This window comes from Rhodococcus sp. WB9, assembly GCF_007558985.1.
Lineage (GTDB): Bacteria > Actinomycetota > Actinomycetes > Mycobacteriales > Mycobacteriaceae > Rhodococcus_F > Rhodococcus_F opacus.
Genome location: NZ_CP041769.1, coordinates 4,609,188 through 4,634,147, shown reverse-complemented (window position 1 = coordinate 4,634,147; position 24,960 = coordinate 4,609,188). Strand labels below are relative to the sequence as shown.

Annotated in this window: 20 protein-coding genes and 4 pseudogenes; 9 read left to right on the top strand and 15 right to left on the bottom strand. The window is 66.1% G+C overall.

All coding sequences use genetic code 11. The annotated features are described in order from the left end of the window. Positions 1-4: 4 nt before the first annotated feature. The 9 genes and pseudogenes from FND50_RS21445 to FND50_RS21410 all read right to left on the bottom strand — a co-directional run. Positions 5-247, bottom strand: a pseudogene (locus FND50_RS21445) (ATP-binding cassette domain-containing protein); the annotation flags it as partial. Continuing rightward, positions 244-1,263 (bottom strand): annotated as a pseudogene (locus tag FND50_RS37620) (FecCD family ABC transporter permease). The pseudogenes FND50_RS21445 and FND50_RS37620, both read right to left, overlap by 4 nt. A gap of 2 nt (positions 1,264-1,265) precedes the next feature. After that, positions 1,266-2,179 (bottom strand): annotated as a pseudogene (locus tag FND50_RS21435) (ABC transporter substrate-binding protein); the annotation flags it as partial. Then, positions 2,179-2,313: a hypothetical protein gene (locus tag FND50_RS37850; protein ID WP_397492265.1), complete on the bottom strand. Its 135-nt coding sequence runs from the start codon at positions 2,311-2,313 to the stop codon at positions 2,179-2,181. The gene FND50_RS37850 and the pseudogene FND50_RS21435, both read right to left, overlap by 1 nt. A gap of 632 nt (positions 2,314-2,945) precedes the next feature. Further along, a complete protein-coding gene (locus tag FND50_RS21430) occupies positions 2,946-3,359 on the bottom strand; it encodes a nitrile hydratase accessory protein (protein ID WP_144287033.1) in 414 nt (137 codons plus the stop codon). Further along, positions 3,356-3,967 carry a nitrile hydratase subunit alpha gene (gene nthA / locus FND50_RS21425; RefSeq protein WP_144287032.1) on the bottom strand — a complete coding sequence of 204 codons (612 nt, stop codon included), beginning with the start codon at positions 3,965-3,967 and terminating at the stop codon, positions 3,356-3,358. The genes FND50_RS21430 and nthA overlap by 4 nt, the downstream gene beginning before the upstream one ends. A 2-nt stretch (positions 3,968-3,969) precedes the next feature. After that, positions 3,970-4,668 (bottom strand): nitrile hydratase subunit beta, encoded by a 699-nt coding sequence (gene nthB, locus FND50_RS21420; protein ID WP_144287031.1) that lies wholly within the window; start codon positions 4,666-4,668, stop codon positions 3,970-3,972. Continuing rightward, positions 4,665-6,218, bottom strand: a complete 1,554-nt coding sequence (locus FND50_RS21415) for an amidase (RefSeq protein WP_144287030.1) — start codon at positions 6,216-6,218, stop codon at positions 4,665-4,667. Before FND50_RS21415 ends, nthB begins: the two co-directional genes overlap by 4 nt. Before the next feature lie 19 nt (positions 6,219-6,237). Continuing rightward, positions 6,238-6,693: a phenylacetaldoxime dehydratase family protein gene (locus tag FND50_RS21410; protein ID WP_144287029.1), complete on the bottom strand. Its 456-nt coding sequence runs from the start codon at positions 6,691-6,693 to the stop codon at positions 6,238-6,240. Positions 6,694-7,497: 804 nt separating this feature from the next. Between FND50_RS21410 and FND50_RS21400 the strand changes: the two genes are divergently transcribed. From FND50_RS21400 to FND50_RS21380, 5 genes and pseudogenes are all read left to right on the top strand, one after another. After that, a complete protein-coding gene (locus tag FND50_RS21400; protein WP_260850598.1) occupies positions 7,498-8,412 on the top strand; it encodes a helix-turn-helix domain-containing protein in 915 nt (304 codons plus the stop codon). Positions 8,413-8,849: 437 nt separating this feature from the next. Further along, positions 8,850-9,944, top strand: a complete 1,095-nt coding sequence (locus FND50_RS21395; RefSeq protein WP_144287027.1) for a HoxN/HupN/NixA family nickel/cobalt transporter — start codon at positions 8,850-8,852, stop codon at positions 9,942-9,944. Positions 9,945-10,306: 362 nt separating this feature from the next. Beyond that, positions 10,307-10,675 (top strand): annotated as a pseudogene (locus FND50_RS21390) (integrase core domain-containing protein); the annotation flags it as partial. 572 nt (positions 10,676-11,247) lie between these two features. Continuing rightward, a complete protein-coding gene (locus FND50_RS21385) occupies positions 11,248-12,348 on the top strand; it encodes a DUF2207 family protein (RefSeq protein ID WP_186301120.1) in 1,101 nt (366 codons plus the stop codon). Between the two features lie 658 nt (positions 12,349-13,006). Next, entirely contained in the window at positions 13,007-13,396 is a 390-nt protein-coding gene (locus tag FND50_RS21380) for a hypothetical protein (RefSeq protein ID WP_144287025.1), read from the top strand. Positions 13,397-13,683: 287 nt separating this feature from the next. On the opposite strand, the gene FND50_RS21375 is transcribed toward FND50_RS21380, so the two are convergent. The 3 genes from FND50_RS21375 to FND50_RS21365 form a co-directional block, all read right to left on the bottom strand. Next, a complete protein-coding gene (locus FND50_RS21375; protein WP_144287024.1) occupies positions 13,684-13,962 on the bottom strand; it encodes a hypothetical protein in 279 nt (92 codons plus the stop codon). 861 nt (positions 13,963-14,823) lie between these two features. After that, positions 14,824-15,495, bottom strand: a complete 672-nt coding sequence (locus FND50_RS21370) for a tellurium resistance protein (protein ID WP_144287023.1) — start codon at positions 15,493-15,495, stop codon at positions 14,824-14,826. A 26-nt stretch (positions 15,496-15,521) separates the two neighbouring features. Continuing rightward, positions 15,522-16,667, bottom strand: a complete 1,146-nt coding sequence (locus tag FND50_RS21365) for a DUF475 domain-containing protein (RefSeq protein ID WP_144289129.1) — start codon at positions 16,665-16,667, stop codon at positions 15,522-15,524. Between the two features lie 427 nt (positions 16,668-17,094). Between FND50_RS21365 and FND50_RS21360 the strand changes: the two genes are divergently transcribed. Both FND50_RS21360 and FND50_RS36225 read left to right on the top strand, forming a co-directional pair. Continuing rightward, a complete protein-coding gene (locus tag FND50_RS21360) occupies positions 17,095-17,451 on the top strand; it encodes a hypothetical protein (protein WP_144287022.1) in 357 nt (118 codons plus the stop codon). Between the two features lie 2,300 nt (positions 17,452-19,751). After that, on the top strand, positions 19,752-20,384 hold the full coding sequence (locus FND50_RS36225) for a hypothetical protein (protein ID WP_186301119.1): 633 nt from the start codon (positions 19,752-19,754) through the stop codon (positions 20,382-20,384). Positions 20,385-21,719: 1,335 nt separating this feature from the next. On the opposite strand, the gene FND50_RS21345 is transcribed toward FND50_RS36225, so the two are convergent. From FND50_RS21345 to FND50_RS21335, 3 genes are all read right to left on the bottom strand, one after another. Then, complete coding sequence (locus tag FND50_RS21345) at positions 21,720-22,340, bottom strand: FHA domain-containing protein (RefSeq protein WP_144287020.1); 621 nt, start codon at positions 22,338-22,340, stop codon at positions 21,720-21,722. After that, a complete protein-coding gene (locus tag FND50_RS21340; protein WP_144287019.1) occupies positions 22,337-22,663 on the bottom strand; it encodes a hypothetical protein in 327 nt (108 codons plus the stop codon). Before FND50_RS21340 ends, FND50_RS21345 begins: the two co-directional genes overlap by 4 nt. Before the next feature lie 160 nt (positions 22,664-22,823). Further along, positions 22,824-23,093 carry a CD225/dispanin family protein gene (locus FND50_RS21335; RefSeq protein ID WP_144287018.1) on the bottom strand — a complete coding sequence of 90 codons (270 nt, stop codon included), beginning with the start codon at positions 23,091-23,093 and terminating at the stop codon, positions 22,824-22,826. A gap of 398 nt (positions 23,094-23,491) precedes the next feature. Here FND50_RS21335 and FND50_RS21330 point away from each other — a divergent pair, with 398 nt between their 5' ends. Both FND50_RS21330 and FND50_RS21325 read left to right on the top strand, forming a co-directional pair. Further along, positions 23,492-23,707, top strand: coding sequence for a hypothetical protein (locus FND50_RS21330; protein ID WP_144287017.1), 216 nt, complete (start codon positions 23,492-23,494; stop codon positions 23,705-23,707). A gap of 234 nt (positions 23,708-23,941) precedes the next feature. Continuing rightward, complete coding sequence (locus FND50_RS21325) at positions 23,942-24,955, top strand: DUF4344 domain-containing metallopeptidase (RefSeq protein WP_144287016.1); 1,014 nt, start codon at positions 23,942-23,944, stop codon at positions 24,953-24,955. The last annotated feature ends 5 nt before the right edge of the window (positions 24,956-24,960 follow it).

The following is a 24,960-nucleotide window of genomic DNA, read 5'->3' as shown; positions in this document are numbered from 1 at the left end:
GCGGGACCATCGCCACCCGGCGGGCGATCTGCCGTCGCCGGAGGTTCCTGATGTCGGTGTCGTCGAGGAGGACCCTGCCGGTGTGGGGCTCGCCGATCCCGCTGAGCAGTCGCAGCAGCGAGGACTTGCCCGACCCGTTGGGGCCGAGAAGTCCGATGGTCTCGCCGGCTGCGGGGTCGACGGACACCCCGTCGAGCACGAGGTGTCCGCCGCGGCTCCAGCCGAGGTTCGCGGCGCGCAGCGTCATGGGCTCGTCCTCATGCGGAAGAGAATGACGGCGAAGGCCGGGACACCGATGAGGGCGGTGACGACGCCGACCGGAACTTCCTGGGGCGCGAACACCGTGCGGGCGATCGCGTCCACCCACACCATGAAGATCGCGCCGACGACGGCGGTGGTGGGCAGCAGTCGGCTGTGCCGAGGGCCGACGAGAAACCGTGCGGCGTGCGGCAGGACCAGCCCCACGAACCCGATCGCGCCTGCCGCGCTGACACGCCGTCACGGTGAGCAGCAGCAGGCGGATCCACCGCACGGACACTCCGAGTGAGGCGGCCGCGGTGTTCCCGAACGTGAAGGCATCCAGCGCCGAGGACGTGAGGAGACAGACGCCGATGCCGATCGCGGTGACGGCCCCGCAGAGCGCCACGTCCGCCCAGTCGACCCCGGACAGCGAACCGAGCAGCCAGAACAGCACCCCGCGGGTCTGCTCGGCGTCGGCGGACGAGATCACGATGAACGACGTCAACGCGGAGAAGAGTTGCGTGCCCACCACTCCCGCGAGCACCACCCGCGACGTGCCGCCGCCTGCACCGGTCGCCAGCAGCATCACCAGGGCAAACGAGATCACCGCCCCCCCGCGAAGGCACCCGCCGACAACGACACCGCCCCGGCGCCGAGACCGAGGACGACGACGAGCACCGCCCCGGTGGACGCGCCCGACGAGATGCCGAGCACGAACGGGTCGGCGAGCGGATTGCGCAGCAGCGACTGCATAATCGCTCCGCACAACGCCAGCCCGGCGCCGCACACCGCCGCGAGGAGGGTCCGCGGCAGGCGCAACTCCCACAGGATGCCGTCCTTGATCCTGCTCACCCCCGAACTGCCCAGACCGAAGTGCTCGAGGACCACCGCGTACACGTCGCCCACCGACAGGCTCGCCGGGCCGAGGGTGATGACGACCGCGATCGACGCCGCGAGCACCAGAACACCGCCGAGGAGGAGCGCGACGAGCAGCGACCTGGAGTCGAACCGTGTTGCCGCCAAGGTCAGTTCGCCAGACCCCACTGTTTCAGTGCGGCCGCCGTCTTCTCCACACCGTCGACGGTGCGGGTCGACGGATTCATGTCGGCACCGTTCACGACGATGTACCGCTTGTCCCGGACTGCGGTGAGCCGCTGTGTCACCGGGTTCGACTCGTGGAACGCGATCTTGCTGTCGAGAGCGTCGCCGTCGATGCTCCGGCGGCTGAGGTCGGCCAGGACGAGGGCGGTGGGGTCACGGTCGAGCACGCTCTCCCAACTCACCTGCGGCCACTCGTTGTGGTGTCGGAGAAAATGTTCTGCGCGCCCACCGAGTTGGTGATGATGCCCGAGGATCCGCAGCAGCCCGCCATGTACGGGGTCTCGGTGTCGGCGAACCAGTACGCCAGCGACACCCCGGAGGCCTCGACCTCACGCGAGGCGGCGTCGAACCGCTGCCGCAATTCCGCGACGAACTGCTCACCGCGGTCGCGGACGTCGAAGATGGCGGCGAGTTCGCGGATCTGCTCGTAGACCGTGTCGATGCGCAGCGGTTAGGTCCGCGCCCCGTCGGCGTCGACGCTCTCGTCCGTCTTGCCTTCGCAATCGGTCGGCGACAGGTAGCTGGGGACACCCAGTCGGTCGAACTGGTCGCGATCGGCCACACCGCCCGGCCCGAGGGTGCCGCCGAACGATGCCGTCACGAAATCGGGTTCGGTATCGAGTACCACCTCGAACGACGGCTTGTTGTCGGCGAGCCGCGGAACCTTCGCGTTGTCGGCGGCCAGGTTGTCGCGGACGGGGTCGGTCCAGGTGGCGGTTCCCACCAGGCGGTCCGCGAGACCGAGGGACAGCAGGATCTCGGTGGAGCCCTGATTGAGCGACACCGCCCGCCGGGGCGGGGCGTCCACGGTGACCGTGTGCCCGCAGTTCTCCACGGTCATCGGGTAGCTGGGGAATTCGAGGCGGCGGTCTCCTCGGTGGCGGGGGAGTCGCCGGCCGACGAGCAACCGGAGACGAGCAGCACGGACGCCGCGGAGAGAACGGCGGCAGTCTGCCGGAACGAGATGCGCATGGCGCGGGAACTCCTTCATCAGGGCCCAGTGGGGTGGGTCGCCAGGCCCGGAGGGCACGCGTTGCGGTGCAGCGGGAAGTCCGCCGAGTGGATCAGACCGACAGTTGGTCATCAAACTCGAGCGATTCGCCAAGCCTGCGTCCGCGGGGTCCACGGTACGGCCGTCGATGGTGATTGATTCGAGGCTTCTGACGGGACGGGGTATTGGTCCTGAGCTATCTGTGCGAGGTCGCTCTGCCGGCGTGATCCTCGGCGTACCAGCTGTCGTGGTGGTGTGTATCCGTCGACGGTGCGACCAGGTCCGATGACCGTATTTCCGCCCGTGCCGCGGCGATTCTGCTGACAATCCCTTCAAATCGGCCGGCAAGCGGTGGGGCGCAGTAGAAGACCGCGAAGAGCGACGACAGCGTCTTGCAACAAAACGGCATGTCAGATCTCCGCAACGGGCCCCAGACGGATAGATCCGACCATGACGATGGACCGCGAAAATCGCCACCAGTGGGATGGAAAGTAGTTGCTTGCCAAGAAGAATCGATAGGCAGGACTGGTTCGAGGCCGGTTCGGCCCGCGCCGATGTTTGATCGGCGCGGGCCGAACCGCGATTGTCGAGGCTGCTCGACCGGCAGTGTGGGTTAGCTGGTCAGCGCGGGTGCAATCGCGACCGGTTCCCGGTGTGCCTCGTGGTGGTTGGCGTTGCGAGGTGTGGCCAGTACTGTTCTCGTCCGTTCATCGAGCGCGTTGTCCGAGAGTGCACCTTTGTCAGCGAGCACGGCCTCGAGCGCTACGAGCCAGTGTTCGTAGTAGCTCCACGGTTCGGAACCTCGGCCGTTTTCCCATCGCCTGATCGACTCGACCAGCGAGAGCTGGAATTCGGACCAGGCGTAGTGCCCATTGTCGTAGGCAGCCACGGCCATCGCGAAGGCCCGCAACTCCCAGGGCTGCTCGAACGGCAGATCACCCGCGTCGGGCAGACCGCAGACCAGGTCCTCGATGCGGCGCCGAGCCGCGTCGAGTTCGGCGGTGTCCTGGTGTAGCGGGGCACTCATGAGGCTGGGGCGGCGACGGGGCCGACGCCGATCATCGAGTCCCGGGTCACCAATGCCGCGAGCTGCTCGACACTCAGTCCGTCGGTGCCGGCCGGGCGCTGCGGCAGCACCCAGTACCGAAGCTCCGAGCTCGAGTCCCACACCCGGATCTCCACCGAGTCCGGCACCGTGAATCCGAAGTCCTCGGCGAGGAGCTTGCGGGGCTCGCGCACGATGCGCGCCCGGAATGGCGGTGCCTTGTACCAGTTGGGCGGCAGGCCGAGTACCGGCCACGGGTAGCAGGAGCATAGGGTGCACACGATCACGTTGTGCACGGTGTCGGTGTTCTCGACGACGGTCATGTCCTCGCCCTGCAGGCCACCGATGCCCAGTTCGCTGCATGCAGCGGTGGCGTCGGCGAGAAGGCGGGACTTGAACTCGGGGTCGGACCATGCCCGTGCCACGACCTTGGCGCCGAGTTGCGGCCCGACCTCGTTCTCGTAGACCTCGGCCAGCCGGTCCACCGCGGCGGTGGTCAGGACGCCCTTCTCGATCAGCACCGCTTCGAGGGCCTTGACCCGGGCGGTGATCTCCTCCTGCGAGCGCAGACGGGTGTCGGTTGCGGCCATGTTCACTCCTTGGTTTCGGTGGTGACGAGGGTCAGGTATGGCTCCCAGACATCGAAGTAGACGACGCTGTTGGGATCACCGGTCTCCTCGCCCCACAGTTCACGGGCGGTAAAGCGCACGGTGTAGAGGTGTTCGGGGGCGTCGGGGCCGCCGTTGCCGGCGCTGTCGGGATAGATGAAGGTGCCGTGCGCGCCGGTGATCACACCGGTGCGGCCACGGACGTAGCGGGCCCGGCGGGTGTGGCCCGTCGGGCTGTCGGCGGCGACGGTGACGGTGTCACCGACCGAGAACACCGCGACCTTGTCCGATTCCCGGGCGGCCGGTGCCCCGCCGGTGACGGCGGCGTCGACGAAGGCGAGCAGCTCGGGGTCCTCCCGCTGCGGCAGGGGGGCGTCCGGGTTGTCCATGTAGAACCGGGTCAGCCGGTCGAGTTCGGCCGGGTCGATGACGCCGGCCTTCTCCCCGGAGTGCTCGGCGACGTGCGCCCAGTGCTCGTAGTAGTTGGACAGCAGGTACTCGGCCGGGTCCATCTGCTCGATGCCGTGCCGGAAACTGTCGATGTTGAACAATCCGGCACGGAAGCAGCTGGCGAACAGGGAGAACGCGATCTTCTCCCATTCGGCGCGGAAGACCGGTTCGTCGTCCTCTGTCACCACCGGGCCGAGCCCGTCCGTGCCCCCGAGGTCGAATACTCCGTTCATGCGAAACTCCTTGCGGTCGCGGCGGCCGGTGGCGCGGGGAACGCGCCGACCGCCTGTTCATAGGTGTGTGCCACGCGCAGAACCGTGGCGTCGTCGAATCGCTTGCCGACGATCATCAGGCCGGTTGGCAGGCCGCCGACCAGGCCGGCAGGGACCGAGCACGCCGGGTGCCCGGTGACGTCGAAGGGGGCGGTGTTGCCCACCATCGACAGCGCAACGTGCAGGTAGTCGCCCAGACTGGCATCGGCCGGGGGGATCTGTTGGGCGGTGTAGGGGACGGTGGGCATGACCAGTACGTCGTAGCGGTTCAACGCGGCGTCGTAGGCGGCGCGCAACTCTGGCGCGAGTTGGCGGGCCATGGCGTAGTACTTGCCGCCGCCGACCTCGAAGGTGTACCGGCCCGACAACCCGACCAACTTGACGGTCTTGGACAGCTCGTGGCCGCGGTCGAGGCGCTGGGCGGCGAAGTGCGCGACCAATTCCGGGTCGTAGAAGCCGTCGGTGTTCATCCCGTAGGCGTTGCCGTCGAGCATCTGGTACGCGGCGCCCTCGGTGGCGATCACGTTCCATACGTGCATGGCGTCGAGATGCCAGGGAATCGACACCTCCTCTGCCGCGAGTCCGGCGCCGCGCAGGACATCGACCGCCGCCCGCACGGCCGCGTCGACGTCCGGATCGGACCCAGGTGTGCCGAAGCCTTCGGTCACGACACCGACCCGCAGCCCTGCGGCCGGGTCGGCGATCGCGGACACGTAGTCCACGGCCTCGATCACGGTGGGCTGTCGGGGGTCGGCCCCGTCGGGGCCGGCCAACACACCCAGCATGAGGGCCGCATCGGCAACGGTGCGGGTGATCGGGCCGAGATGATCGATGGTTCGCTCGATGGGGAACGCTCCGGTGTAGGGCACCAGCCCATGTGTCGGCTTGTGCCCTACGATGCCGCAGAACGCCGCCGGGATCCGGATGGAGCCGCCCTGATCGCCACCGACCGCCAGATCGACTTCGCCGCTGGCGACGAGTGCTCCACTGCCGCTGGAGGACCCACCGGCATTGCGTGTGGGGTCCCACGGGTTACGGACCGGTCCCGGCTGCGACGTGAAGCTCGCCCCGGAGAAACACAGGTCCTCACACACGGACTTGCCGGCGATCGTCGCTCCGGCATCGAGCAGACGGTGCACCACTGTCGCGTCGTGGCTAGGGACGAAACCCTCCACCGTCCTCGATCCGTTCATCATCGGCACGCCGGCGACGGCGACGTTGTCCTTGACCGCCACCGTCTTGCCGGTCAGCGGGCCTTCCGATGCGCCGGTAAGCATTGTGGTGACGTACCACGCGCCGAGTTGGTTGCGCTCCGGGGTGGGCGGGACCCACTCTCGCTGCGGCGTCGTCGGGGCGGAACGCCGGTAGAGGCGCTCGACGGCGGTCGAGGCATCGAGGGAGGCCTCGACCGCAGGGGCGAATTCCTCGAGATCCGCAGCGGACAGGCCGAACCGGAAATGCTGGTCCAGCGCGGCCAGGCGTGCGGAGTCGGGTGGGGGCAATGTAGACATGAACCGGTGTCTCCTTCGGTTAGACCGCGGCGCCCACGGGGACGTGGTCGAGGATGGTCAAGAACCCAGTGCGGTTGTGGCAGTTGATGTACTTGGCGGTGGCCCGGTCCCGGGGAATCACCGCGGTCTCGCGGTAACAGCCGACCGGCCCGGTCGACAGCCGCGACGCCCAGAACATTTCGACGCTCTCCTGTGCCGCCCACCGGTGATAGTCGTCCGGACAGAACCAGTACGCCTTCAGTGTGGCGTTGGCGTATGCGGAGGTATCGATGAAGTGGCCTCGCTGGAAAACCGTGGGCCGCGGATCGTTGTCGAACATCCCCACCATGTCGTCGATCGCCGCGTTCGCCTGTTCCAGATTCGCTGCCTGCACCCCGAAGTGGGCGAACAGCACCTCCGTCACGTCCTCAGGAAAGGTGGTCGACCACCTATCGAACCGTGGTGCGTTGTCGGTGATGCGGATTTCACGTGGCATCGCTGCGCAACCTCCAGCACAGATCGTCAATCAGTCCAGGAGGTCCCCTGAACCATCCGGGGATTCCGGCGTACTCGAACGGTAGGCGCTTGCGAGGCGAGATGTTTGACGCTCAGCGACAGCTTCCTTTGCACTCTGCGACACCGCTATCGCACGGTCGGAGCCATCACCTGATGTGCCAGAAGAACAGCGGGTGTGAGGCGTGAGGACAATCGCAGTCGACCCCCCGTCTCGCCTGTGGTCTCGCTAGGCTCTCTTGGTACCGAGATGGGGATGGAGGAACGAAGGTCTGGGCAAAAAGCGTTCGATGCGATCGCGGACCCGGTACGCCGCAAAATTCTCCGCCTTCTCGCCGCCCGTGACGAATGCAGCGTCAGTCAACTCGCCGAGAGTATCGCCGGTTCCGGATCTATTCGGTCGATGCGACCGGAACCGCGCGTGATGTGCTCGTGGAGAAGCACAAATTGTTCCCGGGCTACGTCACCGGCCCGGGCACAGCGCCGCAGATTGTGTGTTCCCGGTTCCCGGTTCCCGCCGAGTCCGGTCCGCGTGAGTCCGGTTAGCCCACCACGGGGTGAAATCGTGTTTCGCCCACGTAAATAAGTCAGCGTGCATTGACATGTTGTTTCCGCCCTCCTAGCGTGGGGTTCACGCGAGGAGAAGGAGCTGTTCATGTCAATGTTGCCGCCGTCTGATGGCGACCTCGTGGACAGTACCTGTCCGGATCGGCGTTCTGCGGAAAAGTCCGCGCTGGTGCCTTTCCCTCCGCCGGCGGCGTCGACACCTCGCCGTCGCCGCGAGGTAGTGCGAACCACCGCGCTCGACACCTGGATCGACACGATCCGCGACACGTTCGTGGCACTGGACGTCGCCGCCGAACCCACGCACTTCACCGGTACGGTGCATACCCGTCAATTTGCGCATCTGATGGCGGCCGACGTCGCAGCCACATCCCAGACCTTCCGCAGAACGCCGAGGCTCACCAACCTCCACCCACGCGAGTTGATGCAGATCGGCATGGTGGTCGCCGGTGAGGGGCAACTCATCCAGGACGGACGCACCTGCACCCTCGGCCCCGGAGACTTTGCCCTCTACGAGAGTTCGCGACCGTTCACCTGGAACCTGCATCCGGAATGGCACCTGCGCGTGTTTACTTGGCCGCGCGCGGCGGTGTCGCTCACCGAAAGCCAGTCGCAGGAGTTGACAGCACGAACCGTCAGGTCCACATCGACTGTGGGACAGCTACTGTCACCGATGCTGTCGAGCCTCCTGGCTGCAGATGGGGAGGTGTCCTCCGGGGGAGCGATCGGACTCGCCGGGGGACTGGCGGACCTCGCCATCACAGCGGCGCAGGAGGAATGTTGTCAGCCCGAGGACCCGGATGCTGGGGTGCGGGACCTGTACGTGAACATGGTGCGGTATATCGGACAGCACCTCGACGACCCGGATCTGTCCCCGACCAACATCGCCCGGGCGTTCTTCGTCTCCACCAGAACCGTGCACCGAGTGTTCGCGCGCTTCGACGCAACCGCGGCCGCCACGATTCGTGAACACCGACTCGAGGCCTGCCGTCAGGCGATGGTGGCCCCACGCAACACCCCCCGATCCTTGACCGACATCGCAACCCAGTTCGGATTTGCCGATCTGTCAGTCTTCAGCAGAGCCTTCACGGCGACTTACGGCACCAGTCCGAGCCGGTACCGCGAACAACACCGATGATCGAGGCCCGATAGTCGATCCGCCGAGCGTCGGCACGTCAGCAGTCTCACCGGCGCTCCTGATGAGCGCTGCGCGTTGACAACCTCGACGCTCGCAGATCGAGACCTGCGCGATCCGTTCAAGGTTCGTGGACCACGACACGTGGTGCCGGACGGCGGCCGTCCCGGTCGCTGACCACCCGTGAAACGGACGATGGCACGGAAAGCAAAAGTGACTGTCACTGAGGGTCAAGCGCTACGCATCGACGGCTCATATCCTTCGAAGACGACCGAAGATCGAAATGGTTCTTCGTCTGCGTGAATCACCTGCCGATACACAGTAGTTCGAAGCGCCACAACATATCCGACCGACGGAGCGATTCAGGCTGAACAGCACGCCCGTCAGCTGTTCCACCCCTCGCGGCCAGCGAACTATCGCTGTAGACACAAAGGACAACCATGGCGTCCGTAGCCCACTCGTTCACCACCCGATGGACCAGCGCCGAGCGATCGCGCCTCGCCGCAATCGTCGCGGCCATCGCCGCCTTGCACGTCCTCGGGTGGAGTCTCTACCTGTGGCAGAGCGAAAATCTCGCGGCCGCCAGTGGCTTCGCCGGAGCGGGGACCCTCGCCTACATCCTCGGCATGCGTCATGCCTTCGACGCCGACCACATCGCCGCCATCGACGACACCACACGGCTGATGCTCGTGCGCGGACGACGGCCGGTCGGTGTCGGTTTCTTCTTCGCGATGGGCCACAGCGCCGTCGTGCTGGTACTCGCCGTTCTCGTCGCCTTCGCCGGCGCCAACCTCAGCGACACCAGCCTGGACGGGATACGCGGTGTCGGCGGCACCATATCAATCCTGGTCGCGATCGGCTTCATCGCCCTCGTCGCCGCGCTCAACGCCGTCGTGTTGACCGGGCTGACTCGACTGTGGCGCCAATATCGCGTCGGCACTCTCCGCGCCGAACAGATCGACCTGCAACTGCTGAACCGAGGTCTGGTCAACCGCGTTCTCGGCTCGCGCGCCCGCAACCTGATCAAGTCTTCCTGGCACATGGCGCCACTCGGCTTCCTCTTCGGTCTCGGTCTCGAGACTGCCAGCGAAGTCACCTTGCTGGCGCTGTCGGCGACGACCGCGGTCAACGGCGGTATGTCGTTTGCCGCTGTCCTGACCCTGCCGCTGCTGTTCGCGGCCGGCATGTCGATGATGGACACAGCCGATAGTCTGCTCATGACCCGGGCGTATTCATGGGCCTACCGCAGCCCCGGTCGCCGCCTGTATTACAACCTGGCGACCACCGCGATGACCGTGGTCATCGGACTGTTCGTGGCATCGGTCTACCTTGCCGGAGCGCTCACCGACCACTTCGGAGTAACCACCGGCTGGATCGGCTGGTACGGCGCCCTCGCCGATCACTTCGAACTGTTCGGATACGTCATCGTCGGACTCTTCGTTGCATCCTGGCTCGGCGCGGTGCTGCTCTGGAAACTGCACTACCACAAGGCCGAGGCCGAGCGCGCTCCCGATACAACCATGTCAGCCTTCTGACCAAGAGAGTGCAGGACCACCACGAGGTGCCGCTGACCGCACGATGACCACCCATCCGGCCAACCACCCGCGGCGCCTGGCGGACAAACCGCAAAGGAAGGAATCGACCGCAAAACTAGTTCTAGGACAGCGAGTTCCCCGGCCCCGCGGTCCTTCTCCCTATTCGGAGTCAACCACCCGTCGGGACATCTTGGCGTTAGCCGGGGCGCGCCTCGTCGAGTACCGTGAACTGCTTCGGCAGGCGATCGACCAACAACGGCAAATGCCGAGCTCGCGAGGACCACTATCCCACCGGCGCGGCTGTTGCCTTTCGGTACGTAGATCCCGAGGCGCGGACGTGCCCGGCGCAGGTGTCAGCGACCGCGGACCTGGCGTGTTCGGCGCTGCGAAATGCTATCGCGCTCCGCAACCCGGACGGCACTGTCGTACATTCCGATCGCGGCAGCCAATTTCGTTCCGGATTGTTCGTAGAATTGTTGTCCTGCAATGGTTTACAAGGTTCCATGGGGAAGGTGGGGGCATGTGGTGACAATGCGGCGATGGAATCGTTCTTCGCGTTGCTGCAACGCAATGTCCTCGACCGTCGCCGCTGGAGCAGCCGTGAGGAACTACGGTTGGCGATCGTCGGGTGGATCGAGACGACCTACCACCGGCGGCGCCGGCAACGCGGTCTCGGTCGACTGACACCCGTCGAATATGAGACGCTCCATCAGACCGCACACGCGGCCTGAAACTGCACACCCCGTGTGTCAACCAGGGTGGGGGCAGTCCCACCCTTCGGGGTACAGGGACGCGTTGTAGCAGGTGGTGTGCGCCCCATGGATGCCGCAGGTCGCTGCTCGTGCCTCTGTGTGTGGCCTGTAGCGTTGGGGGCCCGTCGGCGGTACATCGCATGGTCGGGGTGCTGTCCCTGAGGGTGCACTGGTGATCGGTGTCGTGTTCGCCTTTCCGGCTGGTATCTGGTGTCGGTGGTGTGACGTTGTGGCCGTGAATGCTCGCTGTCCCGGTGTCTGTTCGGGGACGGCCGATGGTGGCGGGGTGCACCGTGCGTGGGGGTGTCGTCCCCTGTTGGGGTGGGTTTCCGGGCACCGTGGGGGAGGGGGTGGTAGTCCTGTGACGTCTGGTTGCCGGGTGTGGGTGTGTAGAGGATTGCGGTATCGGCAAATTTTCCTGGCAACGAGGTAGGCGAATGTACGACAACGGTGATGAATACGAACCCCGTTCTGGCGCAGTGGAACGCGGGCGCGATTCTGGCGTAGGGGAACGCGCCGAGGATCCTGCCCGCTCGGTGGATGCGTCGAGAATGCGTGCTGGTGTTGCGGTTGTTGTCTGTGTCGTGGCGGGTGTGGGGCTGTTGTGGCCGTTGGTGTGGGGGCCGGCATCGACTGTGCGTGGGCTCGCCGCGGTAGTCGGTGACTCGTGGGTGCTCGCCGCGGTCGCCGCGGGGTTGTCGGTCGTGGGGTGGGGAACAGGTCTGGTGTGGTCGCGAAGTGCCCGTGAGGATCTCGGCGAGGTGCCGGTGCGGTATGGACCTTGTTCGGGTTGGGGGCCTGCGCAGGTCGAATATGTTGTGAAAAAGTGGATCGGTGACAGCGCGCCGACGGCGACTCTGCTTCATCTGGCCGAGCGGTCGGTGATCCGGCTGACGTTCGTCGAGGACGAGCGCTGGCGGATAGAGGGGATCGGCACACCGGATCGATGGGCCCGAATCGATCCGGTCTCCCGGGCGTTTGCCGACGCTCTCGGAATTCGAAAGCCAGGAACGGTTTTCGTCGCCGACGGCTCGGTGAAATCGGGATATACGGTGAAGCAGGGCATGCGCGCGATGTTCGATGCATGCCGGGCGTGGGCGGCGCAGGAGGATCTGCTCGCGATCTCGGTCAGGACGTGGATCGGACGGACGATGTTATGCCTGTGCATGGTACTGGCCGTGCTCGGGTTCCTCGGCGTGTTCGGTCCCACGGTCGTCGGTGTTCCTTTCACTGCGTTCGTCATCGGCTCTCTGGGAGTGTTCGCGGCCGGAACGGGTCTTCGGCACACTCCGGCGGGGCGAGAAGGTTGGGCGCGAGCTGCCGGCTTCGAGCGGGTGCTGTCGGGGCGGTCGAGCACGATCGGGTCCGCCGCGGACGGTGAATGCTTCCTCGCCGCGGTCCCCTACGCGTTCGCCTTCGATGTCGCTCACCGGTGGGCGGTGAGGTATCGCCGCGCGACTGGACGGGCTGCACCCCACCCAGACTGGTATCCGCCGGCCTCGTTGTACGACGACGCCGTGGGTTTGTACGCGGAGGTCGGTTTCAACAGCCTTGACGGCACGCTGTGTATGGCCCTCTATCGGCTCGAGGCGGCCGGGGGAGGCCCGGATACCGGTGGAGGCCATAACGTCGGAGCGATAGGCGGTTTCTGAGTGGCGGAACGCCTGGAGCATCCTGCGACCCGCCGCCGGTCGGTCCGCCAGCATCCGGTGGCGGGTCGGATCTGATGGGTACGCTGCGCGACGCGGTCGCCGCTCCTACCGTGGCGGCGCGGGTCGAGGAGTCCGCCGGTCGTCGGCGTTGTCGCGGTCCCTGTGCTGCGCCGCGGTGGAAGGGGTCTGCGGTACGCAGGGGGTGTGCTCGGTGTCGGTGCGCGGGATCGCGGTGATGCGGGTGGGCCCGAACCCGGGTAGCCGGCGAGTTGGTGTTGGAGACTGTCGCGCGTGTCGGAGGTGCTGATGGCGGCGAGGTGAGTATGCGGGTGCCGGTGGAGGCGCTGTCGGGTGAGCAAAGCGAGCAGAAGGTATTCGGTGGCGATGGTGCATGTGATGGACGGTGAGTCGGGTGTGCCGGATTTGAAGGCGATGCAGCGCTCCCGGTGATGCCCGGTGTGGCGGACGTCGCCGTGGTACGACGAGCGCGTAACCATGCGCTGGAGTGCCGAAACGTGATCGTCGGTCGCCGGAACCCGAGGGGTGATCTGATCTCAACCCTATGGCGGACGATCGGTGGCCTTGTGATCGAGCAGGGTGGGAGGTGGCCGAATAGCCCCGGCACCGCCGGGGTCACGACACGAGAAAGGTTCCCAGCATGAAGATTCAGGCACTCCGGACGGCGGTGGTTGTCGCGTCGACGCCGTTCCTCCTCCTGGCAGGATTCGGCGCAGCGTACGCGGATCCCGGGCCCTCGATTCCGGCGGAGTTCGATCCGTGCGATGCGCAGACGTTGGCGTACGACCCGAGTTGTGATGCCGTGCAACCGGATGGGGAACTCACGTTTCCGGACGGGGAGTTTGTTCCGTGCGATGCGCAGACGTTGGCGTACGACCCGAGTTGTGACGCCGTGCAACCGGATGGGGAACTCACGTTTCCGGATGAGGAGTTTGTTCCGTGCGATGCGCAGACGTTGGCGTACGACCCGAGTTGCGATACCGCGTCGGGGCACGAGGTGATCGGTGGTGATGGTCCTCCTGCTCCGTGAGGACAGGATTGGAAGCGACGCGGGGACACGGCGGAGCGCACCGTTGCGGACAGCTCCGGCGAGTTGCGGGCGGTGCTCGCGGACCCGCATGCTCCGGTGCGGAAGGTGGAACGGCGCCTTCGAACCCATGCGACACCAGCGCCGGTGCTGGTGATCTGACGGGCAGGCGGCTCGAGCGGCGGTCCGTCCTCGCGGGTGTCTCGGTGACCGTGTCGGCGTGGTCCGCGCCGTGATTGTCGCGAGTCTCGTCACCTGTCGGGCCGCGGAGCCGCTCGGCCGTGCCCGGCTCATCGGGTGAGGTGATCGTGCGGAAGAGGGGAGCAGGATGTCCCCTTCCGCACGTCGGAGTGTGATGACCCGGAGAGTGCCGCGCGGCTGCGGCCCGGTGTCGGAACGAGCAATCGGATGCCGGGGTGCTCTTTCGATTCGAACACCGATAGTTGCTCGAGGACGGTGATGCGCGAGGTGATGAACCCCAGCCCTGTCGGGCTCATCGCCGCCACCGCACCCAACGCGATCGCGGGCAGGTGGAGCACACATGTGGGGAAGACCCGCATTCTGGGCATCGCTCCAGTACCGTCGCGGCGCGAATGATGGTGTCATCGTCGCGGGCATCGAGACGATTCCCGACAGTCGAGGGCACGCCGCGACGTCGCAAGGTCCCATTTCGGGTCACCGGACCGAGGCTTCGACGGCGGGAGTGCTCGCGTCACGGGGGAGTGAGACCGATTCTGTCGAGACGAGTTGGTCACGTGGGACTTCAATGGAGACGGGCGCATCCGGTCTGTTCACTGCCGCCACGTTCTCGCGGCGATCAGGTCGGAGGAGCGTCCCTGTTGTGCAGGTCCCAGGGGCGTGTGGGCCAGTATGCGCTCACATCGGCGATTTCCGGCGCGGAATCGTGTCTGGGTGAGCTGCTCATCTTCGTGTTACGGACTGGGGCTCGATGTCGGAACTGCGACGACCACGGCCGCCGTGTGCGGTGACTGCCGCGGCTGGAAGTTGTCACCGTCCACCTCGCCGCGGTTGCGTCAGGAGATCGAGATCTTAATCGGTGCGCGAGTATTGCACTCAGGTGTGGACGGCAACTGTGCCGGTGACTCCTGCGTTCGCCATCGACCGCGCTCCGGTGGTGCGCGGCGGACGTCGGCGACCTGGGATACGTCGACACGATGGCGACCGGGCGGACAAGAGGTTCGATCGTCAGGTGGGTCACAGTGCGGACCGGACACATCGAACCCGAAGTCCTCGAATTCGTACTCGGTCCAGTTGATTTCGTCTCCGGCGTGAAAGGGGTGCTGCATTCGGGTGGGCGGCGAAGCTATGGCGCGGCACAGCGCTGCCCTTTCGCCGCTTGTGTACTTCCGGCTCTGGCGGCTGCGGTCGGGTCATGTCTTTGATGGTGCGTTCCTTCTGCGGTTCGGGGGCTATTTACTGCCCAGGCTCCAGCGCAGACTCCACCGGTAGGTGCGGTCGAGTTCGTCTTGGCCGCCGTTGATGTACCGGACCTCGCGGGTGACGGTGATCTCGCGTCCGGTGTTCTGCACCAGGGCGAGGGCGCAGATCGGTGCGTCGTTGCTCGGTGAATCCAATCGCACCTCGACCTGGGGACCCGAGGTGGGGTACAGGGTGACGACACCGTCGACGGCGGCCCAGTTCGGTGCGCCTTCGTAGATCATCGCGAACACCAGGATCCGCCGGAACATCTCCGGGCGGGCGAGGTTGATCTGCATGTTCTCGCCGCCGACGGTGGTGCCGGTGCGGTCGTCGCCGTCGAGCTGAATGACCGGGTGCGTGTTCAGGGCTCCGAAGCTATAACCCAGTGCCTGGACAACACCTTTGGAGCCGTCTGCCAGCTCGTACAGGCAGCCGAGGTCGAGGTCGACTCCGCCCGCCGGTGCGGCCGCGAGTCTGGCGAGGAACCCCTTCTTCGTCGGCGGCGCCCCGGTAGACCAGTTCAGATTGACCCGCATCGCGCCCTGCTGTTCACCTGCTTTGGCCAGGCTGACGGTGGGAGCCGTCTTCGACAGGGTGACCTTGCTCAGGCTCACCCCGCCCCGCGGTGTCCCGTGGGAGGGTCGGGTGTAGTCGATCGCCATGGTGGCTCCTTGTTCTCGGGGTCTGGTCAGCCGACGGGGACCGACTCGGCCTCGTCGTCGTGGTCGCGGTCGTCGGCTGCGATCGGTTCGAGGGTGCGGCGGTTGCGGATGATGCTGGAGATGAACGCGGCACCGATCGGGGCGACGCCGACGAGTCCGGTGACGTTCTCGTTGACGTGGTAGCCGATGGACACCAGCAGGATCACGGCCAGTGCGCCGATGGCCCAGTGGGCGCCGTGCTCGAGGTACACGTAGTCCGACAGAGTGCCCTTGCGGACCAGGTACACCGTGATGGAACGGACGAACATCGCGCCGACGAAACCGAGGCCGAGGGCGATGATGATCGGGTCGGAGGTGATCGCGAAGGCGCCGATCACACCGTCGAAGGAGAACGACGCGTCGAGGACCTCGAGGTAGAGGAACAGGAAGAACCCGGCCTTGCCGGTGGCCTTGGCCAGGGCGGTCGGTCCGCACTTGGACCCTTCGACCAGTTCACCGTCTTCGTCTTCCTCGGGCGTGTTGAACAGCTCACCGAGACCGTTGACGGCGATGTAGGTGACCATGCCGAGGACGCCGGCGATCATCACCGTGGACACCGTGTCCGCGGGGGCGATGTACGCGGCGGTGATCAGCAGCAGGGCGCCGGCGATGATGACGGCCAGCTGGTCGAGCTTGCCCGCGCGGGCGAGGGGCTTCTCCAGCCAGGACAGCCAGGTGATCTCGCGCTCTTCCAGGATGAAGCCGAGGAACAGCATGAGCAGGAACATGCCGCCGAACGCCGCGATCTGCGGGTGCGCGTCGGTGAGCAGGGTTTCGTAGCTGGCGCTGCCGTCGGGGAAGTACGCGGCGCCGTCGGCAGGCGGGTTGAGGGCCAGGTCGAGGGCGGCGACGGGGCCGAGACCGGACGCGAGCCACACGATGACGAGCGGGAAGACCAGACGCATACCGAACACGGCGATGACGATGCCGACGGTGAGGAAGATCTTCTGCCAGAACTCGCTCATCCGGCGCAGCACGGTGGCGTTGATGACGGCGTTGTCGAACGACAGCGAGATCTCGAGGATCGACAGGATCACCACGAGGAGGACGGCCTGGGGGCCTCCGTAGATCGCGGCGATGATCAACGAGACGATCGTGACCGCGAAGGAGAGACCGAATATGCGCAGAACCACGAAGCGTGGCCTTTCTCTAGTGGGCATGCAGGGTGGCTACTGCACGGGGACGGGATGGATTGTCGTTCAGAGGGTGTGGCCGAGATCGGTCACCACGGTGTGACTATGCGTCCGAGGTCGCGGTGCCGGGTATCAGCGATACGGCTGCTTCTGAAGCTCGGGTTGGGTCATCAATCCCCTTGGTAAATTGGGTGTGTGGGCCGATCACGCGTTCCACTATCCTCCGCTGATGTCACGCGAACATCCCCTTTGCCGGTGGGGCGGGCCCACCCCTATGGATCGCAATCCGCTGGGACGGTGCGATTTCGGTGCGTATTTCACGGGTGGTGTCGTGTCCATCCCTGAGGGGGATGAGGCGACCCGGCGCGGACCGGCAACCTTGACGGCATCCGAAGCACCACCCCTCATCCCACACCGGAGGAACACCATGTCGAACACCACCAAGCGCTCGAAGACCACTGTCCGTGCCGTCCTCGTCGGCGCCGTAGCAATCCCGATGCTCATCCTCGGCGCGGGCGCCGCGTCCGCGGCGCCATTCAACTTCGGCAACGACAACAGCGGCGGCAACGGCGGCGGCAACGGCGGACTCAACCTCGGATTGGAGAACAACCAGCAGGGCGGTGCCGGCGGTGGCAACGTCAAGCCCGGCCCGGGCGGCCTCCCCGCCGGACCGTTCAACTTCGGCAATGACAACAGCGGCGGCAACGGCGGCGGCAACGGCGGACTCAACCTCGGGCTGCAGAACAACCAGCAGGGCGGTGCCGGCGGTGGCAACGTCGGGTAGCCGCCGCGGGAGGTGAGCAAAGGGCACCGCACCGTCCGCCTGGAGCCGCGCACCTGCCGCACCTGCCGCGCCTGATCCACGAGGTGTCCGGCGACCATGCCGGTCCTGAATATCGGTGCGGTGCCGCTGCGACGGTCGACAACCGGTGAGGTTTGGCGGTGCGCCCGTCCGGCCGACGCCGTCCTTCACCGACCAAGACCTGCCCTCCGTGCTCGCATGCGCGGAGGGCAGGTCGCCGCCGTGTTCGACGCTGCCGGACGAGCCTGGGCTGGTCGTGTTCTGGGCCGTCGGGTTGCGGACCCGAATTCAGCGGCTCGGGAACCCCGTTCGCCGGTCGGTGCCCGAGCCCTGGCTCCATGCCGGGCGGCTTCAGCGTCGATCGGATCGGCCCCGGCTCGCGGGCCGACTGGTTATCGCGCCGTCCTCCGACGACCGCGCCATCTGACCTCGACCGCGGCCGGGTCGAACGGATTCCCCACATATCGTCCCCGAGGGCACCCTCGCGGTAGCGGCTGGGGGCGGGGTTTGGTCCGACGTTGCCCGGCCCGGTGCCCTCGCGCGAGCCCCGGGCCGGCGTCGGGCCAGCAGGCCCGATATCCGGCGGTGGGAAAGATCCGCACCATCGGCCGTGACATCCACACAGGGGCCATCCGGGCGACCAAGCGGTTGCGGCGTCGGTGGCTGAGGTGCCTCAGTTCGGCACCAGGAAGGGGACCCTCACGCTCGCGTGTCGGTTCGGCCGCACACCTTTCGTCTACCGCCGTCGAAACATGCCTGGTTTGCGGTTGGGCACCGTGACGGTACTGCGAGTGTGATCGCGCCGCGCGACGGAGCGAGCGCATCGGTCGATGACGTGGCGGCAGAGCTCGTGCTGTCCTGTTTGAGCAGTTCGCACGTGGTGTCACCAGCGACACCCTGCGACCAGCTGACGATCACCGGTTCGATCAACCGAACTTCCCGCGGGCCTCATCGACTGGGCGCGCGCCCGAGGGTGGATGGACTGCCCACCTCACGGGGGCTGCGTGGAGCTCCCCCGGGGAGCGGAGACTGAAATCGTCTCGCGGGTAAGCCGCCACACCCACCAACACCCAGGAGTGCTTCTCGTGTCTATTCCCGAGTCCCTCGCTTTCGGGATGCTCTTCGTAGCCATCCGGCTCGTTGCCGGCGACGTATATGGACAATGGCGGCTGAGAGCCGGACAGCCCCATTCCGAAAAAGTGCTTGTACGCAACGCGATTGAGCATGGTGCTCCACTACCTGACGATGCAGACGGGGAGGTCGTCCAAGAGCTGTTGCGCCGACGAGGCCGAGCGCAGAAGCGGTCGCTCGTCATTACCGCCCTCTGCGCCGGGTTGTGGTCGGTTGGCTTCGTGCTGGGGATCCACGAGGAGGGTGCGGACAGCATCGGCTGGGCTGAGGTACTGTATGTCGTCTTCTTGCCGTGGTCGCTGTGGGACAGCGCTCGTCGTCTCACTCGGATCCGCGCATTACTCGCTCAGGTTGATGCCCGGCTGCACTCGGGCAGACCTGTCCGATAACGGTGTGCATCGTCACCGTGTGACTGAACCTGGCGAGGCCGCTGATGTGACCTTACGAGGATATGGTGACGACGGGACCACCGCAAGACCGCGGACATAGGCTGCGGCACAGCGGCTGTGACGCACCGAATACGCTGGTCGCGTCGATCTCGACGCCACCGTGCCACTCGGCGGCCGAGCACGCCGCGGCCGGTGACCGCACACTCGGTGGCCGATCCCCGATGCACCGCGGAATGACGACGGTCGCACCATCGGATGCTGGTCGACGACCACGACACGCTCACCTTCGACGGCGACGGTCCCATCACCGACGGTCATTGGGTCCGGCGGACTCGTTCGTGCCGTTCGATGTGAGCCGGGCCGGTGACCCGATCGTGGGCAACAGTTCTGAACATCCCGGCTCCGTCCAGATCTGCGCGCCCGCCGCGGGTCCGTACCGTTCGGCGAGGGTGACCTCCCGGATCGGCGGAACCGAATCCCGATCGCGGTGGCGGCCCACGGGTCGCTGACGGGAAGATCGACGTCGATGCGTCGGTTGCGCACTGGGTGCGTGACGGTTCACATCGGCTCACTCTGTTCGAGCAGTTCCGCGAACGAGGGGACGTCTACCAAACTGTGCACACGGACCATGACAGTCCGGCTCCGCCGTGGGGTGAGGGGCGTTCACTCCTCATGGGGAGGTGCGGCCAGGTGCTGGCGAGACAGAATTGTTGACACAGAAAGCATTACCGGCTTTCATCAACAACAGCGGAGGATTCATCTATGTCGCACCACACCACCAAGCTCACGGCTCGAATTTTCATCGCCGGCGGGGCCGCCGTCGCAGCACTGATGTTCGGTGCTGCGGCAGCGTCGGCGACGCCGATCCTGGTCGATGTGCCGGTCAATGCCGTAAACGACAACGGTGGCGGTGCCGGTGGTGGCAACGGTGGGATCAATATCGGTCTGGAGAACAACCAGCAGGGCGGCGCCGGCGGTGGTAACCAACTTCCGGGGGGCGGCGGGATTCCCGGTATCCCGAACGGCGGCAATGACAACGGTGGCGGTGCCGGTGGTGGCAACGGTGGGATCAATATCGGTCTGGAGAACAACCAGCAGGGCGGCGCCGGCGGTGGTAACCAACTTCCGGGGGGCGGCGGGATTCCCGGTATCCCGAACGGCGGCAATGACAACGGTGGTGGTGCCGGTGGTGGCAACGGTGGGATCAATATCGGTCTGGAGAACAACCAGCAGGGCGGCGCCGGCGGTGGTAACCAACTTCCGGGGGGCGGCGGGATTCCCGGTATCCCGAACGGCGGCAATGACAACGGTGGCGGTGCCGGTGGCGGTAATGGCGGGATCAATATCGGTCTGGAGAACAACCAGCAGGGCGGCGCCGGCGGAGGGAACGGCTGACCCCCGCAGGCGAAGCCCGAACCCTGTAGACGGCAGTCACCGATTGCCCCGGCGCATACCGCGCCGGGGTTTTCGCGCGTCTCAGCGACCCGGTGGGCGGTGTGGGCGCGCACCCCACCGTCACGTTGGGTCATCAGATGCGGGTGCGCTGTGGTGGCCCGTGTGATACTGAAGCGCCGTCGCGCAGACCTGATCGAGCAGGCTCGGCGCCACGCCGAAGCCGCTACGGCGCCGATCTCGGCCGTCCACCAGCCCTGCACCGCCGGCGTGACGAACTCGGAGCCGCTACCCGATCGGCATTCGATCGAGTGTCACCCGATCGTGTGACAACCCCGATACACTCGGGGCGAGACCCCCGGTGCACCGCGCCGCGCGCCACCCGACCGATCCCGATCCTGGTCCTGGTCCTGGTGAACCGGATGATCGAGTCGGCCGATCGGAACGAGTTGCTCGACAGGGGTAATGGGCTGCAGGCGTCTGCTCTGTGGGCTTGCCGCAGCTACGGCAACATGCTGCGTTCGATTCGTTGACTGTTCCGCATTGCCTGCGGAAGCGACGCTGTGATGACACGGGTGGACTCGAGGGTAGGGGCTCGGTGGGACCGGTGTGCGGTCGTTGTCCGTCGGGCGAGGCTCGCACCCGGCGGCGAGTTGGTGGATGCGCTGTGCGCTGCCCCGGGGGCGCAGCGGCATGCGGCCGCGACTTCTTCAGGGTTGGAGCCCTGCCTGGGTATCGGTCTGGGTTGACTGACTGCAATAGCCGGTGATCCGGCTACCCCTCGGTCACGTCCCGGTGCATCCGCACTCGCGGCTCGCGCTCGAAGGAGTTCAGCGACGGCAACAAGATGCCTCGTTGTGGCGTGGTGGGGCACGGAGGCGGTGGATGCGATGGATGCGGTGGATGTGGAGGTGAGTGGGGGCGCCGTCGCCGGTGCCCCCGGGCGGCCCCTTTGCCGGCACGGTGGTCGGACAGACGGCCGAGCGTAATCCTCCAGCTCACCCGCCTGTTGGGGTCGACGCCGTCGGTCGCGAGGGCGTCAGGGCTGTACCGGTGATCCACGGGCGGCGCTGCGCTTGCTCGTTCATAGGTGAAAGCGACTGTGGTGCAGTCGTGGTCGACGCCAACTCGTGCACGGGATGTGTGGCGGTGACAGGGTGAGTGCGGCAGACGGATCAGAGTCTCGATCGGCGGTGGGTGCAGCCGCCTCCTCCAGGAAGCGTCACACCGCGGTGCGTTCCGGAACGATAGCGGGACCGCGGCGAAGAGCCTGGTGGCGGTCACCGCGGGCCCGCAGTGCCGCAGGCAGGCGGTATAGGGGTGATCGAAACAGCGGCGTCAGGGCGTGTGTGGGGTGACGATGCTGTTGGTGAGGGCGAGAGCGACGAGTCGGGCACGTTTCTGATTTCGGGGGACGTCGTCGATGTCGAATCTGGTGCAGATGGCACTCAGGTGCGACTTGACGGTTTCAGCGCTCAGGTTCAGGGCGTCAGCGATCTGGTTGTTCGATGCGGGGATGGGGTGATCGGTGCCGTCGCGGAACGGCCGGCACAATTCGGTCAGGACAATGCGCTGGGCGGGGGTGAGGTCGATGGGAGTGTCGAGGGTGTCGCCGACGCTGGTGATGCCGCAGTCCGTCGCAGGCTCCCCGTGGTAGGTGAGGGTGCACTTACCGATCCGGATGACGTCCCCTGGGTGCAGGGTCTGGCGCCCCCATATCCGGGTGCCGTTGACGAAAGTTCCATTGCGAGAGAGGCTTTCGTCGATTATGGTCCAGTAGAGGCCGATGCGTTCGAGCGTGGCGTGAAGGCGGGAGATGTCCGGGTCGGTCTGAAGTGACAGGTCGGCATCGGCGGAGCGGCCGACGGTGATGGGGGAGCGGTCCGGGGTCAGCGATATCTGGTGGGCGTGTTCGTGGTCGGTGTAGGTCAGAATCGGGTCGGTCGCTGGGTCGGTCACTGGTGGTCGTCCTTGTGGTAGGGGGTGGTTGAGACGGGTGCGGTGGTGGGCATCTGGGCCAGGATCTGTTCGGTGGTGTCGAGCATCTGTTTGATGACGATTGTTGTGGCGATACCGAGGGTGAGGCCGATCGCGCCGACCAGGGGGAGCCACGGGGTGAGGGCTGCGGGGAAGAACCACCACAGGATGGTCAGGGCGACGAGCGGGCCGGGCACCGCGATCCACTGGGCTCGGGACAGTTGGTCGCGGTGCGCGGTCAGGGCGGTGCGTTGGGTGTGGTCGGGGTCGTTGCTCGGCGGGCCGGGGTTGGTGTTCGTCGTCATGGGTGTTCTTTCTCGCGGTCGTCGTCGGGTGTGGGTGGTGACGCGGTGTCGGTTGTTGCCGGTCTTGGTTCTTCCATCGTGGTGGGCGGGTGCCGTTGGCGTTAGCCACCCTGGGGGTGGCAGTGACCACCCCCAGGCCTCTGCGCGTCTGTACGTGGTGTCAGGTGAAGGCCGAGGACAGGCACCAGGCAGTGGACAGAACTCCGATGCTCAGGGCGATGATGCCGAGGGTTCTGGCCCTCTTCGACGCGGCAAGGGCGCCGTCGAGGTCCCCGGTGGACCAACGGGGGAATACATTCAGTGCGTTGCTGAACGCGGCGAAGGCCAGCGGCCAGAAGAACACTACGGCGGCGACGGCCCATCCGACGTTCGAGGGCGGGGGCGGGGTGCGGCGCGGAGTGTGCGGTGTGGTCAGTTCGGGCTGGGTCATGGTCATACTCCTGAAGTTCGGGTGGTGGAGGGGGTGTGTGCCCCGTTAACACTGGTTCATCCCGATGTTGGGGCGCGTCCCCTTCAGGGTGGGGCGTGCCCTATCCCCGCTCTTTTGGTGCGGTAATGCTTTGAGTGCGTGCGGTTTCGGACAGTTGGCCGGGGTGGGGTGATCTGCACCCTGATGGGGAAGAGTGACCGCTACGCCGAGGGGCATCGTTGACGGCATCGAAAGCATCACCCCCACACCGTTGAGCGCCACACCTCTATGACCTGTGCTCGCCGCGTTTCTGCGCTCGGCAGGCACAGGCCGTCGCCCCACCCGTTCGCCTGTCGGGCACGCCACAGCAGGCGTTCTTGGAACACCGGGCTGACAAATTGTTGGCCCGGGACTTTTCGGTGGTCGACACGTTCAACACCGGGGTCGACCGGATCGGCAAGACGTGGGCGGGTTGGGGCAATATGGCACCGACCAGCGCCGACAACTATGTCATGCAGAGTCATCGGCGGATGCCGGATCCGTTGGCTTCTTTGTGGTCGCCGGCCTGGTCATCGGTCGGGCATGGAGACCCATGCGACTGGGGCAGGAGCCTGCCCGGTCTGCTCAGATTGTGATCTGGTTGGCGCAGAGCAGTATTCGACCATCGAACGTGGTGGATAGGAGGACCCGATTCGGTGCACCGCGAAATCGTTGTGTCGCGCGCGGGGCAGGGTGGCCGGAGAGGCACTGCGGTTCGGGAGGGCAGTGGGAGGCCCTACGCCTCCGTGCGCCGATCCATCAACATGTGCGTGCGGAGCATTGCTTTCGCTTGGTAACAAAGATGATTCCACGATTATGTAGCCGCTGCGATGGGGTGCGGCTTGCTACAATTTTGCCACACCCCGGCTCTTCACAACATGCTCCTTATGGAGATGATTTCGATGGCTGCTCTGCATGCTCGGCTCCACTGGTCCGCGGCGGTCGCGGCGGCACTTCTCGCTCTGACCGGGGCGTGTTCGTCGGATGGCGGCGACAGTTCGGCGTCGGATCCCACGGGCGCGACGACGAGTCAAGCGCCCGACACGGGCAAGTTCGTACCAGAATACGAGCATGCGGCCCTGTCGGAGGAGGCCAAGGCGGGCCAGGACATCGCCCGCGACAACAAGGTCATCGAAAATTTGACCGAGGCGATGGGAGAAATCTACAAACTGCCCAAGGATGTTTCGGTCGTCGGCATGGAATGTGGTAGTTTCAACGCCTTTTGGGATGGAGAAGCGGACCGGATGGTGTTGTGCTACGAGATGTTCAAGGTCGCTGAAGATTACGCGACGCTGCAGTCGGAGGGTCGCGCCGATTACTTCAACCTGTACTTCGACGGGGTCACGCGGATGATCGCGTTCCACGAGTCCGGTCACATGGCGATCGACCTGTATACGCTGCCGGCCACCGGGCGAGAAGAGGATTCCGCCGACCAGGCCGGTGCCTTACTGCAGCTGACCACGCCCGGGCCGGCCGGGGTGGGCGGTGTGGCTGCCGCGGCGGACTTCTGGTTCGACATCTCCGACGACCCGGCGAGATTGAACGCACAGGTGTTCGCCGACGAACATTCGCTCAGCCAGGTCCGCGGTTACAACCTGCTGTGTTGGGATTACGGTGCCCTTCCCGACGCGCTCGGCGTGCTGGTGGCCGAGCCCGGACAACCCGACCAAGAGGGGCGGTTGCCGGCCGACCGTGCGGTGGGGTGCCCGGAGGAGTATCAGAAGATGCTGGCATCGTGGTCGACACTGCTCGAGCCCTACATCAAGGTCGAACTCGGTGTGCCCGCCGAAGTGGCGAGCGGATCCCCCGGTGCGACGCCGACGACCACGACCGGAACCCGGTAACTCAC

What these genes read in the sequence shown, in the direction of transcription:
- FND50_RS37850 (WP_397492265.1), bottom strand. Translation starts at nt 2,313, where the DNA reads ATGCGCATCTCGTTCCGGCAGACTGCCGCCGTTCTCTCCGCGGCGTCC.
- FND50_RS21430 (WP_144287033.1), bottom strand. Translation starts at nt 3,359, where the DNA reads ATGAGTGCCCCGCTACACCAGGACACCGCCGAACTCGACGCGGCTCGG.
- nthA (WP_144287032.1), bottom strand. Translation starts at nt 3,967, where the DNA reads ATGGCCGCAACCGACACCCGTCTGCGCTCGCAGGAGGAGATCACCGCC.
- nthB (WP_144287031.1), bottom strand. Translation starts at nt 4,668, where the DNA reads ATGAACGGAGTATTCGACCTCGGGGGCACGGACGGGCTCGGCCCGGTG.
- FND50_RS21415 (WP_144287030.1), bottom strand. Translation starts at nt 6,218, where the DNA reads ATGTCTACATTGCCCCCACCCGACTCCGCACGCCTGGCCGCGCTGGAC.
- FND50_RS21410 (WP_144287029.1), bottom strand. Translation starts at nt 6,693, where the DNA reads ATGCCACGTGAAATCCGCATCACCGACAACGCACCACGGTTCGATAGG.
- FND50_RS21395 (WP_144287027.1), top strand. Translation starts at nt 8,850, where the DNA reads ATGGCGTCCGTAGCCCACTCGTTCACCACCCGATGGACCAGCGCCGAG.
- FND50_RS21385 (WP_186301120.1), top strand. Translation starts at nt 11,248, where the DNA reads ATGCGTGCTGGTGTTGCGGTTGTTGTCTGTGTCGTGGCGGGTGTGGGG.
- FND50_RS21380 (WP_144287025.1), top strand. Translation starts at nt 13,007, where the DNA reads ATGAAGATTCAGGCACTCCGGACGGCGGTGGTTGTCGCGTCGACGCCG.
- FND50_RS21375 (WP_144287024.1), bottom strand. Translation starts at nt 13,962, where the DNA reads ATGCCCAGAATGCGGGTCTTCCCCACATGTGTGCTCCACCTGCCCGCG.
- FND50_RS21370 (WP_144287023.1), bottom strand. Translation starts at nt 15,495, where the DNA reads ATGGCGATCGACTACACCCGACCCTCCCACGGGACACCGCGGGGCGGG.
- FND50_RS21360 (WP_144287022.1), top strand. Translation starts at nt 17,095, where the DNA reads ATGTCGAACACCACCAAGCGCTCGAAGACCACTGTCCGTGCCGTCCTC.
- FND50_RS36225 (WP_186301119.1), top strand. Translation starts at nt 19,752, where the DNA reads ATGTCGCACCACACCACCAAGCTCACGGCTCGAATTTTCATCGCCGGC.
- FND50_RS21340 (WP_144287019.1), bottom strand. Translation starts at nt 22,663, where the DNA reads ATGACGACGAACACCAACCCCGGCCCGCCGAGCAACGACCCCGACCAC.
- FND50_RS21335 (WP_144287018.1), bottom strand. Translation starts at nt 23,093, where the DNA reads ATGACCCAGCCCGAACTGACCACACCGCACACTCCGCGCCGCACCCCG.
- FND50_RS21325 (WP_144287016.1), top strand. Translation starts at nt 23,942, where the DNA reads ATGGGGTGCGGCTTGCTACAATTTTGCCACACCCCGGCTCTTCACAAC.